General features: G+C 58.5%; 19 protein-coding genes. 4 read left to right on the top strand and 15 right to left on the bottom strand.

Features of this window, described 5'->3' with window-relative positions:
• Window positions 1–10 precede the first annotated feature (10 nt).
• The 14 genes from ACVWZU_RS10155 to ACVWZU_RS10090 all read right to left on the bottom strand — a co-directional run bounded on the left by ACVWZU_RS10155 (window position 11) and on the right by ACVWZU_RS10090 (window position 11,691).
• Complete coding sequence (locus ACVWZU_RS10155; protein ID WP_202943694.1) at window positions 11–256, bottom strand: alanyl-tRNA editing protein; 246 nt, start codon at window positions 254–256, stop codon at window positions 11–13.
• 7 nt (window positions 257–263) lie between these two features.
• Window positions 264–719: an alanyl-tRNA editing protein gene (locus tag ACVWZU_RS10150; protein ID WP_202943693.1), complete on the bottom strand. Its 456-nt coding sequence runs from the start codon at window positions 717–719 to the stop codon at window positions 264–266.
• Between the two features lie 60 nt (window positions 720–779).
• Window positions 780–1,592: a phosphonate ABC transporter, permease protein PhnE gene (phnE, locus tag ACVWZU_RS10145; RefSeq protein ID WP_011433084.1), complete on the bottom strand. Its 813-nt coding sequence runs from the start codon at window positions 1,590–1,592 to the stop codon at window positions 780–782.
• Entirely contained in the window at window positions 1,592–2,401 is an 810-nt protein-coding gene (gene phnE / locus ACVWZU_RS10140; protein WP_457406130.1) for a phosphonate ABC transporter, permease protein PhnE, read from the bottom strand. The genes phnE (ACVWZU_RS10145) and phnE (ACVWZU_RS10140) overlap by 1 nt, the downstream gene beginning before the upstream one ends.
• Before the next feature lie 14 nt (window positions 2,402–2,415).
• Window positions 2,416–3,270 (bottom strand): phosphonate ABC transporter ATP-binding protein, encoded by an 855-nt coding sequence (gene phnC, locus ACVWZU_RS10135; protein ID WP_457444701.1) that lies wholly within the window; start codon window positions 3,268–3,270, stop codon window positions 2,416–2,418.
• A gap of 141 nt (window positions 3,271–3,411) precedes the next feature.
• Window positions 3,412–4,389, bottom strand: coding sequence for a phosphate/phosphite/phosphonate ABC transporter substrate-binding protein (phnD, locus tag ACVWZU_RS10130; RefSeq protein ID WP_457444699.1), 978 nt, complete (start codon window positions 4,387–4,389; stop codon window positions 3,412–3,414).
• 349 nt (window positions 4,390–4,738) lie between these two features.
• Window positions 4,739–5,695 carry a phosphate/phosphite/phosphonate ABC transporter substrate-binding protein gene (gene phnD, locus ACVWZU_RS10125; RefSeq protein ID WP_457403189.1) on the bottom strand — a complete coding sequence of 319 codons (957 nt, stop codon included), beginning with the start codon at window positions 5,693–5,695 and terminating at the stop codon, window positions 4,739–4,741.
• A gap of 257 nt (window positions 5,696–5,952) precedes the next feature.
• Window positions 5,953–7,185, bottom strand: coding sequence for an ABC transporter substrate-binding protein (locus ACVWZU_RS10120; protein WP_414356713.1), 1,233 nt, complete (start codon window positions 7,183–7,185; stop codon window positions 5,953–5,955).
• Window positions 7,186–7,396: 211 nt separating this feature from the next.
• Entirely contained in the window at window positions 7,397–7,966 is a 570-nt protein-coding gene (locus tag ACVWZU_RS10115; protein WP_457403169.1) for a photosystem I assembly protein Ycf4, read from the bottom strand.
• A 305-nt stretch (window positions 7,967–8,271) separates the two neighbouring features.
• Window positions 8,272–9,339, bottom strand: coding sequence for an S-layer homology domain-containing protein (locus tag ACVWZU_RS10110; protein WP_457444697.1), 1,068 nt, complete (start codon window positions 9,337–9,339; stop codon window positions 8,272–8,274).
• Window positions 9,340–9,374: 35 nt separating this feature from the next.
• Window positions 9,375–9,689, bottom strand: a complete 315-nt coding sequence (locus ACVWZU_RS10105; RefSeq protein WP_457444695.1) for a DUF3181 family protein — start codon at window positions 9,687–9,689, stop codon at window positions 9,375–9,377.
• A gap of 63 nt (window positions 9,690–9,752) precedes the next feature.
• Entirely contained in the window at window positions 9,753–10,382 is a 630-nt protein-coding gene (locus ACVWZU_RS10100) for a hypothetical protein (RefSeq protein ID WP_457444693.1), read from the bottom strand.
• A gap of 35 nt (window positions 10,383–10,417) precedes the next feature.
• Complete coding sequence (locus ACVWZU_RS10095) at window positions 10,418–11,026, bottom strand: anti-sigma factor family protein (protein ID WP_457444691.1); 609 nt, start codon at window positions 11,024–11,026, stop codon at window positions 10,418–10,420.
• Window positions 11,027–11,028: 2 nt separating this feature from the next.
• Window positions 11,029–11,691: a sigma-70 family RNA polymerase sigma factor gene (locus tag ACVWZU_RS10090; RefSeq protein WP_414343224.1), complete on the bottom strand. Its 663-nt coding sequence runs from the start codon at window positions 11,689–11,691 to the stop codon at window positions 11,029–11,031.
• A 273-nt stretch (window positions 11,692–11,964) separates the two neighbouring features.
• On the opposite strand from ACVWZU_RS10090, the gene ACVWZU_RS10085 reads away from it, so the two are divergent.
• The 4 genes from ACVWZU_RS10085 (at window position 11,965) to ACVWZU_RS10070 (ending at window position 16,744) form a co-directional block, all read left to right on the top strand.
• Window positions 11,965–12,672, top strand: coding sequence for a Crp/Fnr family transcriptional regulator (locus ACVWZU_RS10085; RefSeq protein WP_457444689.1), 708 nt, complete (start codon window positions 11,965–11,967; stop codon window positions 12,670–12,672).
• Between the two features lie 19 nt (window positions 12,673–12,691).
• Complete coding sequence (locus ACVWZU_RS10080) at window positions 12,692–13,186, top strand: DUF427 domain-containing protein (RefSeq protein ID WP_011433071.1); 495 nt, start codon at window positions 12,692–12,694, stop codon at window positions 13,184–13,186.
• A gap of 128 nt (window positions 13,187–13,314) precedes the next feature.
• Window positions 13,315–15,366 carry an SH3 domain-containing protein gene (locus ACVWZU_RS10075; RefSeq protein WP_457444687.1) on the top strand — a complete coding sequence of 684 codons (2,052 nt, stop codon included), beginning with the start codon at window positions 13,315–13,317 and terminating at the stop codon, window positions 15,364–15,366.
• A 394-nt stretch (window positions 15,367–15,760) separates the two neighbouring features.
• On the top strand, window positions 15,761–16,744 hold the full coding sequence (locus ACVWZU_RS10070; RefSeq protein WP_414357909.1) for an energy-coupling factor transporter transmembrane component T family protein: 984 nt from the start codon (window positions 15,761–15,763) through the stop codon (window positions 16,742–16,744).
• A gap of 24 nt (window positions 16,745–16,768) precedes the next feature.
• Here the strand turns inward: ACVWZU_RS10070 and ACVWZU_RS10065 are convergent, their stop codons facing one another.
• Entirely contained in the window at window positions 16,769–19,711 is a 2,943-nt protein-coding gene (locus tag ACVWZU_RS10065; protein ID WP_457444686.1) for a GAF domain-containing protein, read from the bottom strand.
• Between the last annotated feature and the right edge of the window lie 312 nt (window positions 19,712–20,023).

Raw genomic sequence — 20,023 nt, 5'->3', positions numbered from 1 at the left:
CTGTAGTTTTTCAGGGATCCACCAAGCTGACCACAATGCGTCGGTTTTGCTTGCCTTTGCTTTCGATCTTGCTCACCACCAACTTGCCAATTTCTCCTGTCGCCCGTACATGAGTGCCGCCGCAGGGTTGCAAGTCCACATTCTCAATTTCCAGCAAGCGCACTTGCCCCTGTCCGGTGGGGGGCTTGACCGACATGGTGCGCACCAGGCTGGGATTGGCTTTTAGTTCTTCATCGCTAACCCAGCGGGGGTTCACGGCGTGGTTACCTTGTACCAAAGCATTGAGACGCACCCGTCAGGGTTTCTTTGTCGGGTTTTTCTCCAGGGATGTTAAAGTCCAATCGGCTTTTGCTTTCACCCACCTGACCCCCCGTAACGCCACCTTCTACCACTGCACAGAGCAGGTGTAGAGCCGTATGCATGCGCATGTGTCGATAGCGACGTTCCCAGTCGATGCTGGCGCTGACTGACTCCCCCAGACTGAGGGGTGGGGATCCCTCTGCCGGGATGTGGAGGATGCCCGTTTCCCCCTTTTGGGTATCGACAATCGGGATGACACGACCGTCCGATGTAATCAGGAATCCCGTATCGCCGGGTTGTCCACCGCCGGTGGGATAGAATACCGTCCGATCCAACTGGATCCCGTTATCCACAAGGGCAATTACCCGAGCCTGGCAGGTGGTGAGATAGGCCTCCGCCCGAAACAGTTCTTCCGTCATGAGTCATACAGTTGTGCTGTTGCAAACTGCCCTTCACCGTAGCCTATCCGGATCCCTGGGCTAAGTCAGGGCTTGCCGGGCCTTGGCGGAGATCCACTCGCTGATGAACACAGAAACGAAGATCACAAGCAGGATCATGCTCACCTGATTCCAGCGCAGGGTGTTGATGGAAGCATCTAGCTGTAGGCCAATTCCACCGGCACCGACCAATCCAACCACCGTAGACTCTCGCAAATTGATATCCCAACGGTAAATTGTTACCCCGAGGATGTTGGTGATCACCTGCGGCCAAATGGCATAGCTCAGTACCTGGGCACCGCTAGCCCCCGTGGAACGGATCGCTTCTACTGGTTCTTCGTTAATCTCTTCGATGCCTTCATAGATCAGCTTGCCCATAAATCCGACAGAGCGTAGGGCAATGGCTAAGGTTCCGGACAAGACCCCTGGCCCAAGAACAACCACCAGGATCAAAGCCCAAATCAGGGAGTTAACCGAACGGGTGCCGACGATGATGAACAGGGCGATGTAGCGCACCAGCAAATTGGGAGTGGTGTTGCGGGCTGCCAAAAAGGCCACCGGCACCGAAATCACAAAGGAAAGGGCCGTACCCAATGTGGCAATGGTGAGGGTATCCCAAAGGGGGCGCCAAAGCTGTGACATGTAGTCCCAACGGGGCGGTACCCCCCGCGAGAGCATTTCTCTTCCCTGGCGCGGTGCATCCAGCACAAAGCCCCAGGTGGTACGGTCTGCAATGAACTTAGCGCAGGCAAACATCAGTAACAGCAGAGCCAACCAGAAGGCATACTCAAGCAAAGTTTGCTTTTGATTGCGCCACTGCCAGGTCTTGATCCCACTGCTTTCCAGAACAGGCATTATTGCACCCTCTTGCGAATCCAACCAGAACTCAATTCCACCACCATCACCAGAGCGATAATCACAAGGATGATGGCAGAGGCCGTGTCATAGTCGTAGCGACGTAAGGAGGTGTTCAGGGTAGAGCCAATCCCACCGGCACCGACAATCCCTAGAACGGCCGCCTCCCGAATGTTGATGTCGAAACGATACAGAGTCAAGCCGATCATGCGGGGCAACACCTGCGGCACCACCGCGTAGCTGACCATTTGGAGCCAAGAAGCCCCCGTGGAGCGAATCGCCTCCACCTGTACTGCATCAATTTCTTCGATGTCTTCTGCCAAAAGCTTGCTGAAAAAACCCAAACTCCCAAAGATGAGGGTGAGCACTCCAGCAAAAGGCCCAAAGCCAAACATGACCACAAACAAAATGGCGATGATCACCTCTTGGAAGGTGCGCGACAGGGCAATCAGGCCACGACAAACCAGGTAGACCGGCATTGGCACCAAGTTGCGTGCGGCCCCAAACCCCACCGGAACCGCGACAATAAATCCTGCCACGGTGGAAATGGCGGCCATGGTCACACTTTCCAGCATCCCGGTGAAAATCAAGTTGCCGCGGGTGGTGAAATCGGGATGCAAAAAGGCCAACAAGAGACGGCCACTACGCTGCATACCGCGGGCTACCCGGGCTGGATCGAAATTGAGAGTAGAAAGCGCAAAGATCAGGTAAATGACCGCCCCAAGAATCAGTCCCCAGCGAACCCAAGGATTTTTAATCAAAGGTGGTGGCGACCATTGGCGCCCGCTCAGTGTCGTTGCCTGTGCCATGGGTGTGCTCCGCACTACTGACTTCTATTGACTTCTACTGACTTCTGCAAGGGATCCCTTAGTGGGTGGCTACTCCAGCCGAGACGGCTTCGTTTTTCTTCGGAGTCTTGGGCTGGGCCAGAAGCATTCCAATCTTCTTCGCCGTAGATTTCGTTTAAGACGCTGGGGGTGAGGCGATTGGGGGGGCCATCATACACCACTTCCCCAAACCGCAAACCGACGATCCGCTGGGCAAACATTTGCGCTAGAGGCACATCGTGAATGCTGATGATCACCGATAGGCCCCGCTCTGAAGCCAGCTCGTTGATCAGGCGCATAATTTGGCGGGAGGTTTTCGGGTCCAAACTGGCGGTCGGTTCATCCACCAATAGCAGCTCTGGGTTTTGCAGGAGAGCCCGGGCGATTCCCACCCGTTGCCGTTGCCCCCCAGACAAAGCATCTGCCCGCTTATCGGGAAAGTCCGACAATCCCACTCGATCCAGTAAGCGGAAGGCTTCGTCGATGGTGGCTTGGGGAAACTTGCGGAACCAGCTTTGCCAAAAATTGACGTAGCCCAACTGACCCGAAAGAACATTTTCCATCACGGTCAGGCGCTCCACGAGGGCATATTCCTGAAAGATCATGCCGATTTTGCGTCGTGCTTGCCGCAACTCCCGGGTGTTCAAGCGAGTGAGGTCGATTCCATTGAGCCAAATGCTGCCACTGGTCGGCTCCACCAAGCGGTTGATGCAACGGAGCAGCGTACTTTTCCCAGCACCCGAAGGACCAATCAAGGCCATCACCTGCCCATCGGGAACTTCTAAGGTCACCCCTTTCAGGGCCATATCGCCTGTGGGGTAACGTTTGCTGAGGGAGTCGATACGTAGCATCTTGATAACCTACTTGAAGTGGACATTTGCAATTGCGGGCCTTCTAGAACCAGATGTTTGCAATCTTGAGAGAATTTTGAAATCAGAAGGGATCCCCTATGGCTTGCCCTGAACAAGGGATCCCGATTCTGTTCAGCCCACCTATTGGGGAGGGGCATTTTCTTGAATCAGCCGGATCACTTCCCAATCTTCCTTGTAGGTGATGGGAGCAAAGGAAGCTCGGTCAAAGGCTTCTGCCAACTTAGTGCCTGCAAAGTCAAAGGTATAGAAGGCCTCGCGGATTTTCTCCTGCAGCTGTGGATCCAAATTGTGAGCATAGCCAAATGGGCCGCTGGGGAAAGTAGCCGATTTGTAGAGGGTACGAAACTGATCGCACTGCACTTGTCCGGCGATGCACATGCGGTTGAGCACATCGTTGGCAATGGGGGCCGCATCGTAGTCTCCGTTGAACACACCCAAAATGGAGTTTTCGTGCCCCCCAGAGAAATTGGCTTCGTAGTCCACACCGTCCTTAAAGCCAGTTTCCGCCTCGATCAAAATACGGGCGCTGATGTAGCCGGAATTGGAGGAGGGCTGGGTGAAAGCAATGCGGCGGCCTTTGATGTCTTCTAGTTTTTCCAAGCCACTATCGATGCGAGTGATCACTTCCATTTCGTAGCCAAAGCTACCATCTTCCTTGGCAAAAACGGCGAAAGGCACAAAGCCTGCTTGGTTCACAGCGCGGGGGGTACAGCCGGTGCAGGTGCCCATGATGTGTAAACGTCCGGCCCGCAGTGCCTCGGTTTGGGCGGCCTCGGAATCAACTGGCACAAATTGCACATCTTTACCGGTCACTTGCTTGAGGTAGTCGGTAAATTCCTGCCAGGTTTCTGAATAAACGGCGGGATCCTCGGAAGAAGTGTAGGAGATGAGCAAAGTGTCAGGATTGACAATTTGAGCGGGATCCGTCGGAGTATCCGCCACCAGATCCCCATCGGCATCACAATAGCGCTCATCCATGCCTGCCGGACGAGGGCAAGATTGAGCTTGAGCAGATTGATAACCCACTAGCACAGCAACCAAACCAGCCAGGGCAAGGCTTTTGGATAACAGACGAGCCACAGAGCAAAACGCCAACATTGCAAAAACCCCCGAATGCAAGATGAAGCAAACCGTTATCAGCTAAAAAACACAAAAGTGGGCGAGAAGATCCAGCTAATCAAGAGACTTGATGTGAATTCATAAGCTACAGAATCCAAAGAAGAGCTGCAAAACTCACGTCGCCTAACGAAACTTAATAATATAGTAGCGCTGTTTGACCCCTGTAGAGTTAAGACAGGTTTAATAGGAAGTTAAGAGTGGGTTATCACATACTCGTCGAGATGGGGTATGGACGGAACCAGCCAGTGCGATTTCTCTAGATTCAGCTCTAGATTCAGAACTATGTAAATCAGGGATCCTCTCTGGGCAGGGGATCCCTGAGGACTGCCTAAAGCGTATATTCCACGCCCTCTTCTTCCTGAATGCGACGGATGATCTCCCAGTTTTCTTGATAAGTAATCGGTGCAAAAGCTACCCGGTTAAAAGCTTGTCGCATGGCTGTGCCCTCAAACTCAAAAGTAAAGAAGGCTTCTCGGATCCTTTCTGCCAGCTCAGGGTGGAGATTGTGGGCATGGCCGAAAGAGCCGCTGGGGAAGGTCTCCGATTTGTAGAGGCTGCGGAACTGGCTACAATCCACTTGCTCGTTGAGGCACATGCGATTAAGCACATCGTTGGCAATGGGGGCGGCATCGTAGTCTTCGTTGAACACACCCAAAATGGAGTTTTGGTGGCTGCCAGAAAACTCGGCGATGTAGTCTCCTGCCTCATCATCCAAGCCTGTCTCTTGTTTGATCAAAATGCGAGCACTGATATAACCGGAGTTGGAGGAAGGATGGGTAAAAGCTACACGACGACCGGCAATATCATCGAGGGCTTGAATATCGCTATTCACATGAGTGATCACTTCCATCTCGTAGCCGATGGATCCATCTTCTTGTTGGAAAATGGCAAAGGGCACAAAGCCGGCAACATTCACGGCTACAGGAGTACAGCCTGTGCAGGTACCCATAATGTGTAGACGTCCAGCGCGCATTGCCTCGTACTGAGCAGCCTGAGAATCGGCAGGGACAAATTGCACCCGTCTACCGGTGACTTCCTCTAAGTGAGCGGTGAATTCAGCCCAGGTATTGGCATAGACAGCTGGCTCTTCTGAGGAGGTATAAGACACCAACAGCACTTCCGGATCTACCCACTCCGAGGGATCCTCCGGCAAATCGGCAACCAGATCCCCCACCCGATCACAGTAGCGGGCATCCATTTGAGGAGGGCGGGGACAGTCTAGACGAGCCTGAGAAAGGCTGCTGCCCAACCCCAAGGTGACAGCTCCCGCCAATCCAGCTCCCATCACCAGCTTTCCCAACGGGATCCGAGTTCCAAAAGAAGATAGTGTCATCATGAATAAAAGCTCCCAACTATGGCAATCAACAAGAGCATCTGACGAACCCAGAAGAGGTAAAAATTCCTCCTCTAGGCCCTAGAAGTCTTGCCTGAAAAGCAAAAACCATCTCAAATTCATTGAGATGGTTCATTCATTTGTATTTATGTCATATTACAGTTAATAAATTTTTAAGAAGAGTCTAGGATCTCGTTAAGGTTGCTCCATTAGCGCCCGCCAATCACAGCGATGTAGTTGGTCACCCATTCGTAGTAGGGCACGCAATCCATACGTCCATCGCCACAATCGGCCACAGGAGTTTTCCAGAAGAAGATGCGCTCAAAATTGTCGATGCCATTGGTCTTGCATCCCTCTGGCCCCAGCAGCTCGCTGGCCTGACAAGCGGCGGGCACCACCGGCACCGAGCCAAACCAAGCCGCCAGATCCCCCTGCACCTTCGGGTTCAGAGAATGTTCCATCCACAGGTAGGCACAGTTGGGGTGTTTGGCGGTAGCGCTGAGCATGGTGGTATCTGCCCAGCCGGTGGCTCCCTCTTCCGGTATCACACTGGCGACAGGTTGACCTTCGGATCGCAACAGATTGACCTGGAAGGGCCAAGAGCTGGAGGCCACTACCCCTTCGTTGACAAAGTCATCCACCTGCACCGCCGCATCGTGCCAGTAGCGTCCAACCAGTTGCCGCTGCTGTCGCAATAGAGCTAGAGCAGCATTGAACTGTTCGCGGGTCAGCTCGTAGGGATCCGTGATGCCCAATTCTGGGCGGTGGGCCTTCAGGTAGAGGGCGGCATCGGCAATGTAGATGGAGCCATCGTAGGCTTGGATGCGGCCCTTGTTGGATTTGCCGTCTGGCAGGATTTTTTCTTCAAACACCACATCCCAACTGGTGGGGGGTTCCGGGAAAACCTTTGTGTTGTACATCAACACGTTGGATCCCCATTGATAGGGCACGCCGTAATGCTTGCCATCCACGGTATGCCAGGGAGCATCCCGCAGGCGCGGGTCGATGGTCTCCCAACTGGGGATCAGGCGGGGGTTAATCTGCTGTACCCGTTCCCCTTTGATCAGGCGTAGGGTGGCATCGCCGGAGGCCGTCACCAGATCAAAGCCGCCCTCATTCATCAGGGCTACCATCTCATCGGAGGTTGCCGCCACCTTAACGCTGACTTGGCAGCCGGTTTCTTTCTCAAACTCGGTCACCCAGTCATAGGCGGGATCCGTTTCTCCCCGTTCGATATAGCCTGCCCAGGCCACAATCGAGACCGCCCCCTCTGGGCGGCCCAAGCGATACAGGGGCCCGCGAGCAGCATGGGCGGAATGGGAGGTCAGCAGCAGCGTGAGCAAGGCCAAGCCCAATGAGAGCAGAAGAGTTAGCCAGAGGCGAAACAGAATAGACCCCAGCTTCTTGGCCTGTAGGGGAATGAAGGGGTTCAGGTTGGCCATCACAGGCTTCTCCCAGGCAACAACTGCGCTGGCATCAAGGGTAGATCATTCCTCGAAGAGATCCCGCTACATTGAAAACAATCTCGACAACTCTCTATTCGACTCCACAGTTCTGGATCCCCCTCAATGGTTTCACTGTTGCCCAAGGATGGGATTCCGTCTCGCTCAAGCGACCAGCAGGGCGGGGTCAAAGCAATGGCACCGCAGGGAATCAAATGCCCTCTAGGCTGACGTTGAGAAAGCGGGCGATCTCGGCTGCTTGGTTTTCGATCTCCATCAGGGGGGGAGGCTGGCCCACTCCGGTGAGGGGGATGTCACCGCGTCCTTTCACCCGCAAGTAAATGGCTCGGCGGGGGTTAAGCCCCTCTCTCAGCTCCACCCGCAGGCTCTGCACCTCGGCAAAGTCATACTCCAGGCGGACTTCACGGTTTTTGCCCGGAAAGCCTCGCCGTACCAGAGTTATCTTCTGCGTGCGCCGGTCGAACTCGTTGTAGCCGCCCCCCAGGTTCCAATACAAACTCAACCATTGGTACAGTCCCGCCAGGGATCCCAGCACCCCGTAAAAGAGCATGGCAATGCCTTGGGGAATAAACACCAGGCTGGCGGGATCGGAAAAGGGGAGCAAATTGCGGTGGAGATAGCTGGAAAGGCCAGCCAAGGTAAAGCCCAGCCCTCCCCCCGTCAGCGCCACCGCCCAAAAGTACACGCTGGGCCGCCGCGACCCAATCACGGTGTAGCGCAGCAAATCGGCAGAACGGATTTCAGGAACAATGGCGGACACAGTTGGGATCCCTGCGGGTTTTCCAAGGTTGGCTTCTCTCATTTTATTAGGTGGCAAGGGCTCTCCCCGGCAGAGGGGCGCTCAGGGGACTGTCAAGAGCTAGAGCCGCCTGGGGAATGGGGGCGGAAGTCCTCTGCGCTGTACAGCCCCTCTCCCGAAGGGAGTTAGGGATAGTTTTTATTGTTATGGCTCCTTTTGCTCCTTGTAAGAGCCGTAGCAGGGATCCCTGCTGGAGCTCTGAGGTGTTCCATCTGCTGATAAAACCTGGACAGTATACGCCGATGGGATCCTCGCTCACTTCAGGGTTAGGGCTTACCCGGCGTGACGATCCTACCCTCTCCTGGGGCGACTTCCGGGGGGTTGGGTCGGGTCTGCCCAGGGGGCTCATCAACGGCATCCGAGGGAGAGGCAGGGGTGGGATCCGGCTCAGGAGAGGCCGTTTGTTGCGGTTCTGCGGCAGGGGGAGAAGGCTGAGGCTCAGGGGTTGGGTCTGGCAGGGCTGGCGGCTGGGGTAGGGCGTCTTGGGCTGTTCGTTCCCCAAAAGCCGATAAGGCAATGGCAGCTTCCCCGCGGCTGACCGGCTCGAAGGGGTTGAAGGTGCGGATGGGGCCAAAGGTGCGCAGCACGGTGGAGGCATTCTCCAGACTGCGATCCGCTACCAGAGCAGGAACAACCTCAGGAGGAATTTGCGCCGCATCGGTAAACCCCCAGCGCTCCTCCAGCTCTGCTCGGGATCCCTTGATCTGGCCGGGAGGTAAGTCCAGAGGCACCTTCATGCGGATCAACTCTGCCCGCGACAGCAGGCTGTTGGGGCGAAACTCTCGATTGGCATCTCCGGCAATTATGCCGGCAGCTCCCAGGGCTTGAATGTAGCGAAAATGGGGATCCTCCTCCGGCACATCCAAAAAGAGGGGGCGTTCCGAGGGGGATCCCAGGCGGATCTGCCGACTGGGCTCGTCGGCGTGGATGGCGTTGTTGGCCAGCACCAGCCAACGGGCAAATTCTCCGCGACGAACGCTGCGCTGCGGCTGAAATTCGCTGCCGGGGATATCGGCAAAAACTCCCAACCGATCCAGGTATCCCACCGAACGGGCCACCAGAGATCCGGGCTCCAAGTCTGTAAAGCGGCTGCTGTCCGGGCTGGGCAGGGGTGAGGAAGGGGTGGGAGCAGTGGGGATCGAGATAGAGGGTGGGATGGATCCCGGCAAAGGTTGAGGCGAGGGAGATGCCGGCAGCTCAGGTTGGGCTGTGGGCAGACCTACTGGGCGTACAGCGCGCTCCAGCCGTTCTCCCCACTCGGTTCCCTGACAGGCCGACAACAGCCAGAGCAGCGGAATAAGGCTGCCGAGCTTGAGCCAGGGGCCAGGCCGCATAGGTTTAGACTGATGATGCACCGCTCCACCTTTCTCTATTGAGCCCATTTGCGGCTGAACTCCTCCAGCACATCCAGCAGGTTAAGCAGGCTTTGCATCGGCAGGAGATCGGCCAGGGGCAATTCTTTGCGCCCACCCCCCACTTTCACCAGGATCCCTTGCAAGATCTCTGTGACGGCGTCCTCATCCACCTTGCCTGCCATCACCTGGGGTGCCAGTCGCTCCGCCAAAAGGGTATGCAGGTGGGCATCGCGCAGGTAAAGATGCCAGCGGGCCACATCGATGTAAACTTCTTTACCAATGGCAGCAGCTAATTGCTCAATGTCTGGGTTGCTGGGCACTTTGGCCATCGCTCAGCTCCGTTGGGGGTTGCGTCTGCCCTTGCTCAATCATAGCCTGAACCCAAGGGATCCTCAGGGAGAGCTGGCAGCCGAGCGGTCGGGTAGAGGTAGGGCGAAGTTCTCTTGCAACTGCCGCAGCATCAACAGGTGCTCTAGGGCCAGGCGATCCCGTTCTGTCCGCAACTGGCTCAGTTGGGCCTGAATTTGGCGGATATCGGCCTCGTCGGAGTCCCAGGTTTGCAAAAGGCGGTAGAGGCGCTCTTGTTGGTTGGCAATTTGCCGGTTTAGGCGGGCTAGACGGCGGCTGAACTCCACATCCATTTCCTCTGCCAGCTCGGGATCCGGCAGCAGGGCCAGGCGATCCCAATGGATGCCCAGGTCGGCCAAGCTTGGCGGGGGCGGATCCAACTCCTTGAGAAGGGGGAAGTCCGGAAAGGGCGATAGCTCCGTCTTGGGAGGGGCCCATTGGTTTTGATCGGGGGCAGGGGTGAGACGGGATCCGGGTGAAGGCAGGTTTGTGGGCTGGGGGGCAGGCTCCTGTCCACTGGGAGAGGAGTGCAACTGCTTCGGACTCCGTCCCGCTGGCGCGAACGGCGCTGCCAGATGGCTACCGCTGGGATCTGCCTGGGCCGACAGGGATCCCAGACTGCATAGCCAAAGGCAGACTCCTAGCCCACAAGCCCAGCGAACTGCTTTTTCCACCCTGCGCTCCTCAGTCTTTCTCAAGCCTGCTCAGGTCATTCCCAGCCCACCAAGGACTCCGTCCCGTTGATGCGAACGGCTCCGGTCCCGTTGGCGGAGCGAGATCCACGGTCGGGCATTGCCTCAAACAAAATCGAGTAGGCATCTTGTTTTTGCCCCGCCTCGAAAAGATAGCGTTGGGCAACACGAGCAGAGGCAGGCACGATGGCCACGCGCACCGGCGGATCTTCCAGCGATACCAAAGGCTGGGGATGAGACCAACGCCATCCCGCCCAGCCCGCCCCTGCCAAGGCCACCACAGCCGCTGCCACTCGTCCCCAAGGGGTGCCCTTGCGTCGCCGCCAGCCCAGGTCGAGCATTGGCCGCCGATCCAGCTCAGCGAACACACGGCTGATCAACAGCTCCGTCTGGGTGGAGTTCAAGGTGGGGGCCTTGAGGTTGGCCAAACCGGCCTGTAAAGCTGCCAGTTGGCTGTACAGTTGCCGCGCTTGGGGATCGCTGGCCAGCCAATCTACCACCTGCCGCGCTTCCTGGGACGACAATTCCCCGTCCAGGTAGGCGCTCAACTGTTCAAAGCGCTCATCCACCACCGGCAGCTCTTGCTGGGGATCCCTGGGGTCGGGGTTGGGGTTGCCGCGAACCATGGTCATTCACCATTAAGGTAGGGTTTTAGGGTGGATTGCAAGCGGGCGCGGGCGCGCGCAATGCGAGACTTAACAGTGCCCAAAGACACCCCTGTGATCTCGGCAATTTCCTCATAAGCCATCCCCTGAATTTCCCGCAGCAGGATTGTCTGGCGAAAGGCCTGCGGCAGGTCGCGGACGGCTTGGTGCAATCGCTCATAGAACTCGCAGGTGGCGAGGTGCTCATGGGGACTGGGGCTCTCGCTGGGCAGCTCCCATTCCATCTCGCTATCCCGCATCTGAATCGGCGCATCCAGAGAAAGGGGCTGCTGCTGTCGTTTGCGCTTGCGCAGCTCGTCGTAAAACAGGTTGGTGGCGATCCGCCCCAGCCAGCTGCGAAATTTTGCCGGCTCCTGTAGGCGTTTCAGGTGGCGGTAGGCCCGGATCCAAACTTCCTGGGCCAAGTCATGCCGGTCCTGCCAGTCCGGGGCAAGATGATAGAGCACCTTGTCCACATGGGCCTGATGGCGACGCATCAGCTCGGCAAAAGCCTCCCGATGGGGCTGGGATCCCTGCTGACAGATCAGCACCAGATCCACATCAGCGAGCTTTTCGGGCCGCACAGGCACGTTCTTCACCAAGACCGACCAGCGCTGGCCACTGATGTCGCTGAGGGCAGCATCCATAGGCATCCATAAGTTCTAACAACAACAGCGGAGGGATCCCCTCCCAGACAGAACCTCTGTTGCCCAGACGAAACGGCAGAGTTTGGGTTCCCCCCACCCTCAACCGCAGGGTAGCTCTAGAGGCTCTGAGGGCCATACCGGCAAGACTCTACAGCAAGACCACCTCCTCACTAGATCTTGGCGCACATGGCGGGGTGGTGGATTGCAGGATAGCTCTTGAGTTGGTAACTGGGCTACAGTGGGCTTGCGGTATGGTGAAACGTCCGACCCGCCATGGCTTCCGATGCTCCTGTTGCCCTTCTCTCCGAGCTCAAGGCGGTGCCAATGTTGGCCGAACTTTCGGCGACGTCCTTGCAATGGTTGGGATCCCAGGTCAAGCTGCGGGATATCCCGGCGGGACAGGCCCTCTTCATGCAAGATGCCTGGGGCAGCGTAGTTTATCTGATCCTCGCCGGCTGGGCTAAGGTGCGGCGGGCTTTGCGGGCGCAAGACAGCACCAAAACCCTTGCCTTGCTGGGGCCGGGCGCTTGGGTGGGGGAAATGGCGGTACTGGACGAAGCTCCCCGCTCGCGAGATGTGCTGGCCCTAACCCCGCTGCGGGTGGCCGGGATCCCGGCGGCAACCTTCAAAGCGCTGATGTTGCGGGAGCCGCAACTGTGCTACCAACTGGCCTGCAGCCTCTCCCGTCGCCTGCGCCTGGCCAACTTGCAGGCGGATCTCGACCAGCAGAGCCCCCCGGTGCGGGTGGTGCATACACTGGTGCAACTGGCGGAAGCTTTTGGCGAGAAGACCGCCCAGGGGATGCGCATTGTCTACCCTCCCCCCCAGGATTTGGCCGATCTCAGCCAAGTTAGCCGGGAGACAGCCCTGGCGGTACTGAGCCGTCTGCAGCAGCAGGGGGTTATTCAGCCGCTGCCGGAGCAACAGTCTTTGCTGCTGATCCGGTACGCCAAACTGCTGGAGGCCACCCGTCTGCTTTAGATATTGAAGATATTGACCCATGTCTCCCCAACCGATTTCTCCCCATCCAGGACAAGAATCTGTCTGGGACTATCCGCGCCCACCTCGTCTGGAGCCCACCACAGAACTGGTGGAAGTTCTCTTCAATGGCGAGCTCATTGCCCAAAGCCGCCGTTGCTACCGCGTCCTGGAAACCAGCCACCCGCCTACCTACTACATTCCCCCCACCGACGTTCGACTGCAGTATCTCCGCCCCAGCTCTCGCACCTCTTTCTGTGAGTTCAAAGGGGCTGCCTGCTACTGGACAGTTCAGGTCGGATCCCAAACAGCCGTAGATGCCGCCTGGAGCTATCCGGATCCCAGCCCGGCGTTTTTGCCCATCCGCGACTACCTTGCCTTTTATCCAGGCCGTGTGCAGGAGTGCCGGGTAGGTGGAGAACGAGTCCGGCCTCAACCCGGAGATTTCTACGGCGGTTGGATCACCTCAAAGGTCGTAGGCCCTTTCAAAGGAGAGCCGGGTAGCTGGAACTGGTAGGGGCGGAGCAGCGATTCCCGAGGGGGGATCCCTTTTACCGGGGAAAAGGACTACAGTTAAGTCGATGCGGGTCAGTTGTCCAAGGACTCCGTCCCGCTGGCACGAATCGGAGAGCGCGGACAAAAACCATGACGGTGCGGGTGCCCCTCGACTATTATCGGGTTTTGATGCTGTCGGCACGGGCAGATGAGCATCAGATTGAGCAGGCATACCGGGAGCGAATCGATCTCAAGCCGGGCGAGCGCTCCTGGCTGCTGGAGTTCTCGCCACAGGCTGTGGAAGCTCGCGCTCAAATGATCCAAGAGGCAGCTTCTGTGCTGCTTAACCCTGAGGCACGGCGAAACTACGACGAACATCTCATGCCGGCGGATCCCACCTTGACGGTGGAGGAGGCGCACCTACCGGGAGTGCTGTGCTTGTATTGCGAAGCCGGAGAATACCAAGCTGCCTTGGACTTGGCTCAACATATGCTGGAGCAGGGCCACCCTGCTCGTTCCGATGCCATTTTGGCACGGGCCATCGCTCGTCTGGAACTGGGTCGAGAAGCCTGGCAACAGGGATCCTATGAAGAGGCGGCGCGTTCCCTACAGGCGGGCTTGGCGGAGCTGGAGGAGTATCAGGCCTTTCCGCAGATGCAAGCGGAGATCCGTATCGATTTGGGCAAGCTGCGTCCCTATCGCATTTTGCAACTCCTCAGCCAAAGTGCTCCCGCCCAAGCTGGAAGACACACCGCTGATGGGAACGGGGAGCGACAGCAGGGACTGGCTCTCCTCAAAGCCATGCTGGACGAACGGGGCGGCATCGAGGGGATGGGGCAAGATGGCTCTGGCCTCAGCACCGAAGATTTCCTGCGCTTTATCCAACGGGTACGTCGCCACCTCACCCTCAAAGAACAGCAGGAGTTGTTCGAGCGGGAGGCTGAGCGTCCCTCGATGGTGGCCGCCTACTTGGCCGTGCAGGTGTTGCTGGCGGCAGGTTATCTGGAAAACCGCCCGGCTCTGGTGCGGCGTGCTCGCGGCTACCTGGCTCGTCTGGCGCAGCGGCAGGATGTGCATCTGGAGCAGGCCATCTGTAGTCTGTTGCTGGGGCAGACCGAAGACGCGCTCGCCCATCTGCGCTCCACCCAAGAAGTAGAGGCCTTGCAATTTATTGAGGAACACTCCACCGGCTCTCCTGACCATCTGCCGGGTCTGTGCCGCTTCACAGAAAAATGGTTTCAGGAGGAGGTGTTCCCGGAGTTCCGCGGTCTGGAAGCCGCCCAAGTGACGTTGCAAGCCTACTTCGACAACCCCCAAGTACAAGCTTACCTGGACGAAATGCCCAGCCGCGAAGACCCGCCGGCAGGGATGCTCTCTCCCAGTGCTCCGCACCGCTGTCGCGAACAAGCCCCCCATCCCCCACCTCATTTGCCTGCCGTGGTGGGTCCTGAGCCAACCCAGGAATTGTATCGCCCACCCGCCCCTTGGCAACAGGGGGTGCCAGAACCCCCGCGCCTCTCGGATTTGCCCTCTTACCGCAGCACCCCCAAAGCAGGCGTCTCTGCTCTTGCGGATGAGAGTTCTAGTGCTCCGCACCGCTGTCGCGAACGCGCCCAAGACCGTTCCCCTCAGCGGGAGGGAGCTGGCGTGAGCAGAATGCAGGAAGTGGAACGTTACCGCCGCAGCCGCTTGGGATCCCGTAAGCGTCCTGCCCTTCCCGCCGTGGGCTTCGCACCGCTGACGCGAGTGGCCGGGGTGGTCGGTGTGGGCATTCTCTCCCTGCTGGTCATCTGGCAAATGTTGCGGGGCCTCTTCACGCCGCCGCCGGCACCACCGCTGGAGCAACCCCAGGTGCAAATTGAGCAGCCGCCGGTTGACATATCGCTACGCGACGCCTCCGCGAACGACAATCCCGGCCAGACAGAACCCGCTCCCCCGCCTGAGCTAACCGGCCCTCTGGCGGAGTGGCAAGGAGTACAACAGGTGCGGGTGATCTCCAACGATGGCCTCAACATTCGCCAGCAACCCAGCCTGACGGGAGCCATTGTCGGGACAGCCCCACGCCAAGCCCTGCTGCGGGTGGTAGAGGTGCAGGCCGGTGAGGGACAGGTGCCCGTCTGGCTGCGCATCGAGCGAGATGGGGCTCCGGGGGGATGGGTCGCTGCCCAGTCGGGCTCTACCCGTCTGGTGGAACGGCTCTAGCTCTGATACATTTACGCTGAACACTGCTGAACATCACTGTTCAACTATGCAGCGATAGCATTCTGTTTGTTTCCAAACAGAATGGCGGTATCCCGCAAAGCTTTGAGTAGAATACCCAAAGCGCAGTTTCCGTGTCGTCTTACTACCAATTTTCTGCTTTGCTTTGGCTACCATGTTGGCAGACTCGAAAGTAAACAGAAAGATCAACTGGTAGTAATCCGTACTGAACATATTATACATTATTTTCAGTATAGTTGAGCTTATTATTGACTAGAGTCATGCTCCCTTGCTGCCAGCTGTTATTGCTCCGCAACGCTGCTGCAACCGCGCTACGGGGACGGAGTTCTCGGTCCCGCCCTTTTAAGGGGTATAGTCTGCTTCCTTCTCAACTGTTGTGGATATTCTGCGCAATGCCCCGCTGGGGATTTATCTGGAAGAGCCTCGCACCTGGCTACATTGCCTGGATCCGCGGGTTAAGCTGGCCTGGCTGCTCAGCTTTCTCCTCAGCCCCATTTTGGCCGGCAATGGTTGGCGCTTGGCCGTGGTGGTGGCTCTTCTGCTGCTAACTGTGGCGGCCCGTCTGCCGCGCCGGGTTTGGTCGGGCCAACTCTCCCTGGTGCTGGCCCTGAGCCTGCTCACCTTTGGGATCACCAGCTTGGCGCCGGATGGATTGGGGGTTTTTCCCCAACCGCAACGGCAGGATATGCAGGTGGTGGGCTATGGGCTGACCGGGATCCCCGCTGTTCCCGTTAGCGGTGCAGGGCACTTCGACTTGGCCGTAGAACAGGGATCCCCAGACCGTGCCTGGCGGGCGCAAACCCGTGCCTGGCAAACTCCTTATCGCTACCGCCTGGTTCAGTTTTCCTTATTGGGACGAACCTTTCAGGTCTCCCGCCGTTCTCTATCGGTGGCGCTGCGGCTGGGCACCCTCATTTTTACGTTGCTCTACGCTACCCATTTGTTTCTGTTGACCACGGCCCCCGAAGAAATTGCCGAAGGGATCGGCCAATGGTTGCAGCCTCTCAAGCGTTGGAGATGGCCGATTGCCGAAGTAATTCTCACCCTCACCTTGGCGCTGCGCTTTCTGCCTTTGGTGATGGAAGAGGTGCAAAACTTGGCGCGGGCGGTGCGAACTCGGGATGTGCGCTGGGGATCCCTGAGTTTCCGGGGCGGGATGCAAACCCTGCTGGCCTTGGTGGAGCGCTTTTTTGAAAACTTGCTCCTGCGTGCCGAACAGACGGCTATGGCAATGCAGGCCCGTGGGCTGACCGGCCCAGACCATCCCCTGCGCTGGCACCGCCTACAACTGCGGCGGCTGGATCGCGGCCTACTGGCTCTACTGCCCCTGTTTTGGCTGCTCAGAACCTTGTCCCCCTAAGGTGACCGGCAACACAGCTTTTTCCTACCCAGGGGGATGGGGCTCGTCGCTGCCCATCGGCAGGAGCAGCCGAGAGACACAACGCCCATCGGAAGAGAGGTAAAAGGAGAGCTGGCCCCCCATCCGCTGCACCACCCGTTGACACAGGCTGAGTTCCAGACCAGGACTTACCGATAGAGGCGACTTGAGCAGAGGATCCGCGTAGATCACCTGGTTCGGATCCAACTGAAGGGCGGCCATCAGGTGAGGGTCGAAGCTGCCCTGATCCACCACCAGCAGCTCTGCATACCCAAAGTGCTCCGCACCGCTGTCGCGAACGCTGGCTTGGCTCCACAGATCCAGCCGCCCCCCTTCCGGGCTGCGCAAAATAGCGGCTGTCAACACCTCCCAGAGCACCATCTCCAGTCGTTCGGGATCCCCCTGGACGGCAATGCTCATGTCCCCATGGGCCCGCGGCCACAGCTTGCGTTTTTGGGTCAGGCCCTCCACCCGGCGCAGGCTTTTGCGCACCAAGGTTGCCAAGGGCACCGACCGCAACTGCGGCTGCACCTGCCAAGTTTCCGACTGCAACAACGGCCTTGTGGAGACGGTCAGATCCCGCAGCCCTCTGCCAATTTCCACTACTTTTTGCCAGCGGGTGGCTTCGTCTCCGGGGATCTCCGGCACCTGACCCAGGCGGTGCAGGCTGTCCAGAAGGGCATTCTGCATATCCAGCAGGCGGCGGTGCTTGTACCAGTTCAACTCCCTGAGCACCTCCTGCCGCTCTTGCAAAGTTTGCATCCAGAGCAAGCGCCGCAGCGTCCAGCCGCAGGTCTGGGCGATCAGCATCACAGCCGCCCGCTCGTCGGGATCCCAAACCTTGCCCGCTTCTGCCCCCAAGATCAAAACTCCCAAAGCTCCCGCCTGCGAGGAGTTTGTCTCCCCCAGCGCCACCAGCAGCCAGGATCCCAGGCCGGCAGCAAAGTGCTCCGCACCGCTGACGCGACTGAGCCAAGTGCGGCTGGCAGGGGGGATCTGCTCCTGGGTGAGCGGCAGAGGTTCTGCCGACTGCAGCGCGTAGGCCAGTAGGGGATCTTGCAGGTCGATCTCGGTGGAGCCGGTCTCCGTCCCGGCAGCGGTAGTAAAAGGCCCCTGGAGCTGAGCCCGGCTTTCCCCCGGCTGCCAACTGACCACCAGCGCCAGAGGGATCCCCAGCAATTGGGCCGTCTGTCGAGTGGTAGTGGTGTACAGATCTGACAAGGTGGCCGAGTTTTGCAAGGTTAAACAAGTGGCGATCAGGCCCTTGAGCAATTGCTCTTGTCGTTGCCGGCGTTGTTCTGACCGAATTTGCCGCAGGATCACCCCCACCTGTTGGGCGATCCCCCGCAGCAGTTGCCGCTCTTCCCGGCTCCAGGTCCGTAGCTGGGGATGCAACACCAAGAGCAGCCCTTCCACAGGTGTGGTGGCGGTACCGCCGACCCCGGTGTGGGTCAGCATCAAGGAACGAACCCCTGCCAGTTCCTGCCGCCAAGAGAGCAGGCGCAGATCTTGGTCGTAGTTTTCTGCCACGACCACCTCGCTGCGCATGAGATCCTGCCAGTCCTGGTCGCTCAGAGGGCTGAGCTGCTGTGGCAAAGTCTGCTTGCCTTCCCTGCGGTACTCGTAGAAGAGGCGGGGGATGGGGCTGTCGGGATCCACCGTCAACACGGCCACTGCACCGACTTTCAGGCGCTGGGCCAGGCCGACAACGGCTTGCTGGAGAGCCTGTTGCAGCTCCGCCGGGTTGTAAAGCGAGCGGCCCACCTGTTGCACAAACTCTTGGTCATCGGCCAACTGGCGAATGCGGCGATCCAGATTTTCTAGGGGGGCAGCCAAGGCCAACCCATTGGCGGCAGCAGCTACCAACTGTCGCTCAGCGGCTTGCCAGGTACGGGGCACATCCGATTGCACCCAGATGAACCCCAGCAGATCCTTTTCCAGCAAAATCGGGGCCGCCAAAACGGCCTGGGCCCGCAACTGCTGCATCAGCTTGGGGGGAACCTCAGAGCGAGTCGTCCCTGTGCCGCCCACCACCACCTGGCCATCGGCGAGGGTGTAGTACATGTCCCCCAATTCCCGCAGCGAAAGGCTGACCTCCCCTGTTGGCCCTGCTCCGACTTTAGCCCCTTTGGGAACAGGGGGCTGAGAGGACTCCGTCCCCCCGCTGTTGCCAACAGCTTTGGGGGCGCTTCCATGGGGGACGAACTGCCCCTGGCTGCGCTCGTGCCAATACACCTGAATGTGGACGGCGCCCAGGAAAGACTGTAGCTCTTGCTTCACCCAGCTGACCCGTTCCTGCAGGGATCCCACCTGGCGCATCGCCGTTCCCAACCTCAGGAGCGGATCCTCAAGGCGCTTTTCGGTCTGCTGCTGCCAAGCGTTTTCCAACTCTTGCAGAGAGGCTGCCAACTGCCCCAGCAAAATTCCCAAGAGAGCCTTTTCGTCCTCATGGGTGGTAACCCCCCACATTTGGGATCCCAACATCAGGATCCCCAAGCAGCGCCGCCGTCCTACTGCCGTTCGCGACAGCGGGCCGTAGGCCGAGAAGGGATAAATGAAACAGCCCTGGATCCCGCCCAGTCGCCTGGCCTCCCGCTGCCAAATGCCCATGCGCGGCTCCTGAGAGAGGTCGGGCAGGCTGATCGGTCGCTGCTCGATCACCACCTGCTCCAGGATCTCCCCCGGCTGTAGAGGATGCACCGCCCGCAGTAGGGTTTGATCCTCAAGAAGGGTCACTCCCCCCTGGCCCACCAACTGGTGATTTTGATAATCGTAAAAGGCCAGCCAGATCAGCGGCGCCCCAAACGCCGCCTTGACATACTCCAGCGTGAGCTGAACGAGGGTGTTGGCATCGCTCTGCTCCCGCATCTGCTGCAAGGTTGCTTGCAGGGCCACCAGGGGAGATATTGGCCCAGCTCTATCGGAATGAGGGGGAACAGACTGAACCATACCTGTGTGGAGCTATTCTGCGGGTTCCTCTGCAAGTCAATGCCCTCTCAGCCAGATCTCCGTCGGATCTGAGCCTTATTTGTTGCTGGGCAACGCTGAGGCAACAGGTGAGAAGAAGAGAGCCCGGACTTGTTGCTGTTTGAAACAACTTTGGCATACTCTCCGCCCCAAGGGGCAGGGATTCTCGACGTCGGGCGTTCGCCCCATCCTCGACGCAGTAAACTACCCGACACCCGCGCTATGCGCAGGGTGCGGGCTTTATCCCAATCCCTAGCGGCCCCAGAGGACAGCTAAGTTTCGGAATTTCAGGCG

The sequence above is a fragment of the Thermostichus sp. MS-CIW-26 genome (assembly GCF_054059115.1).
Note: the sequence above shows the minus strand (reverse complement) of the source record. Positions and strands in the feature narration are given on the sequence as shown.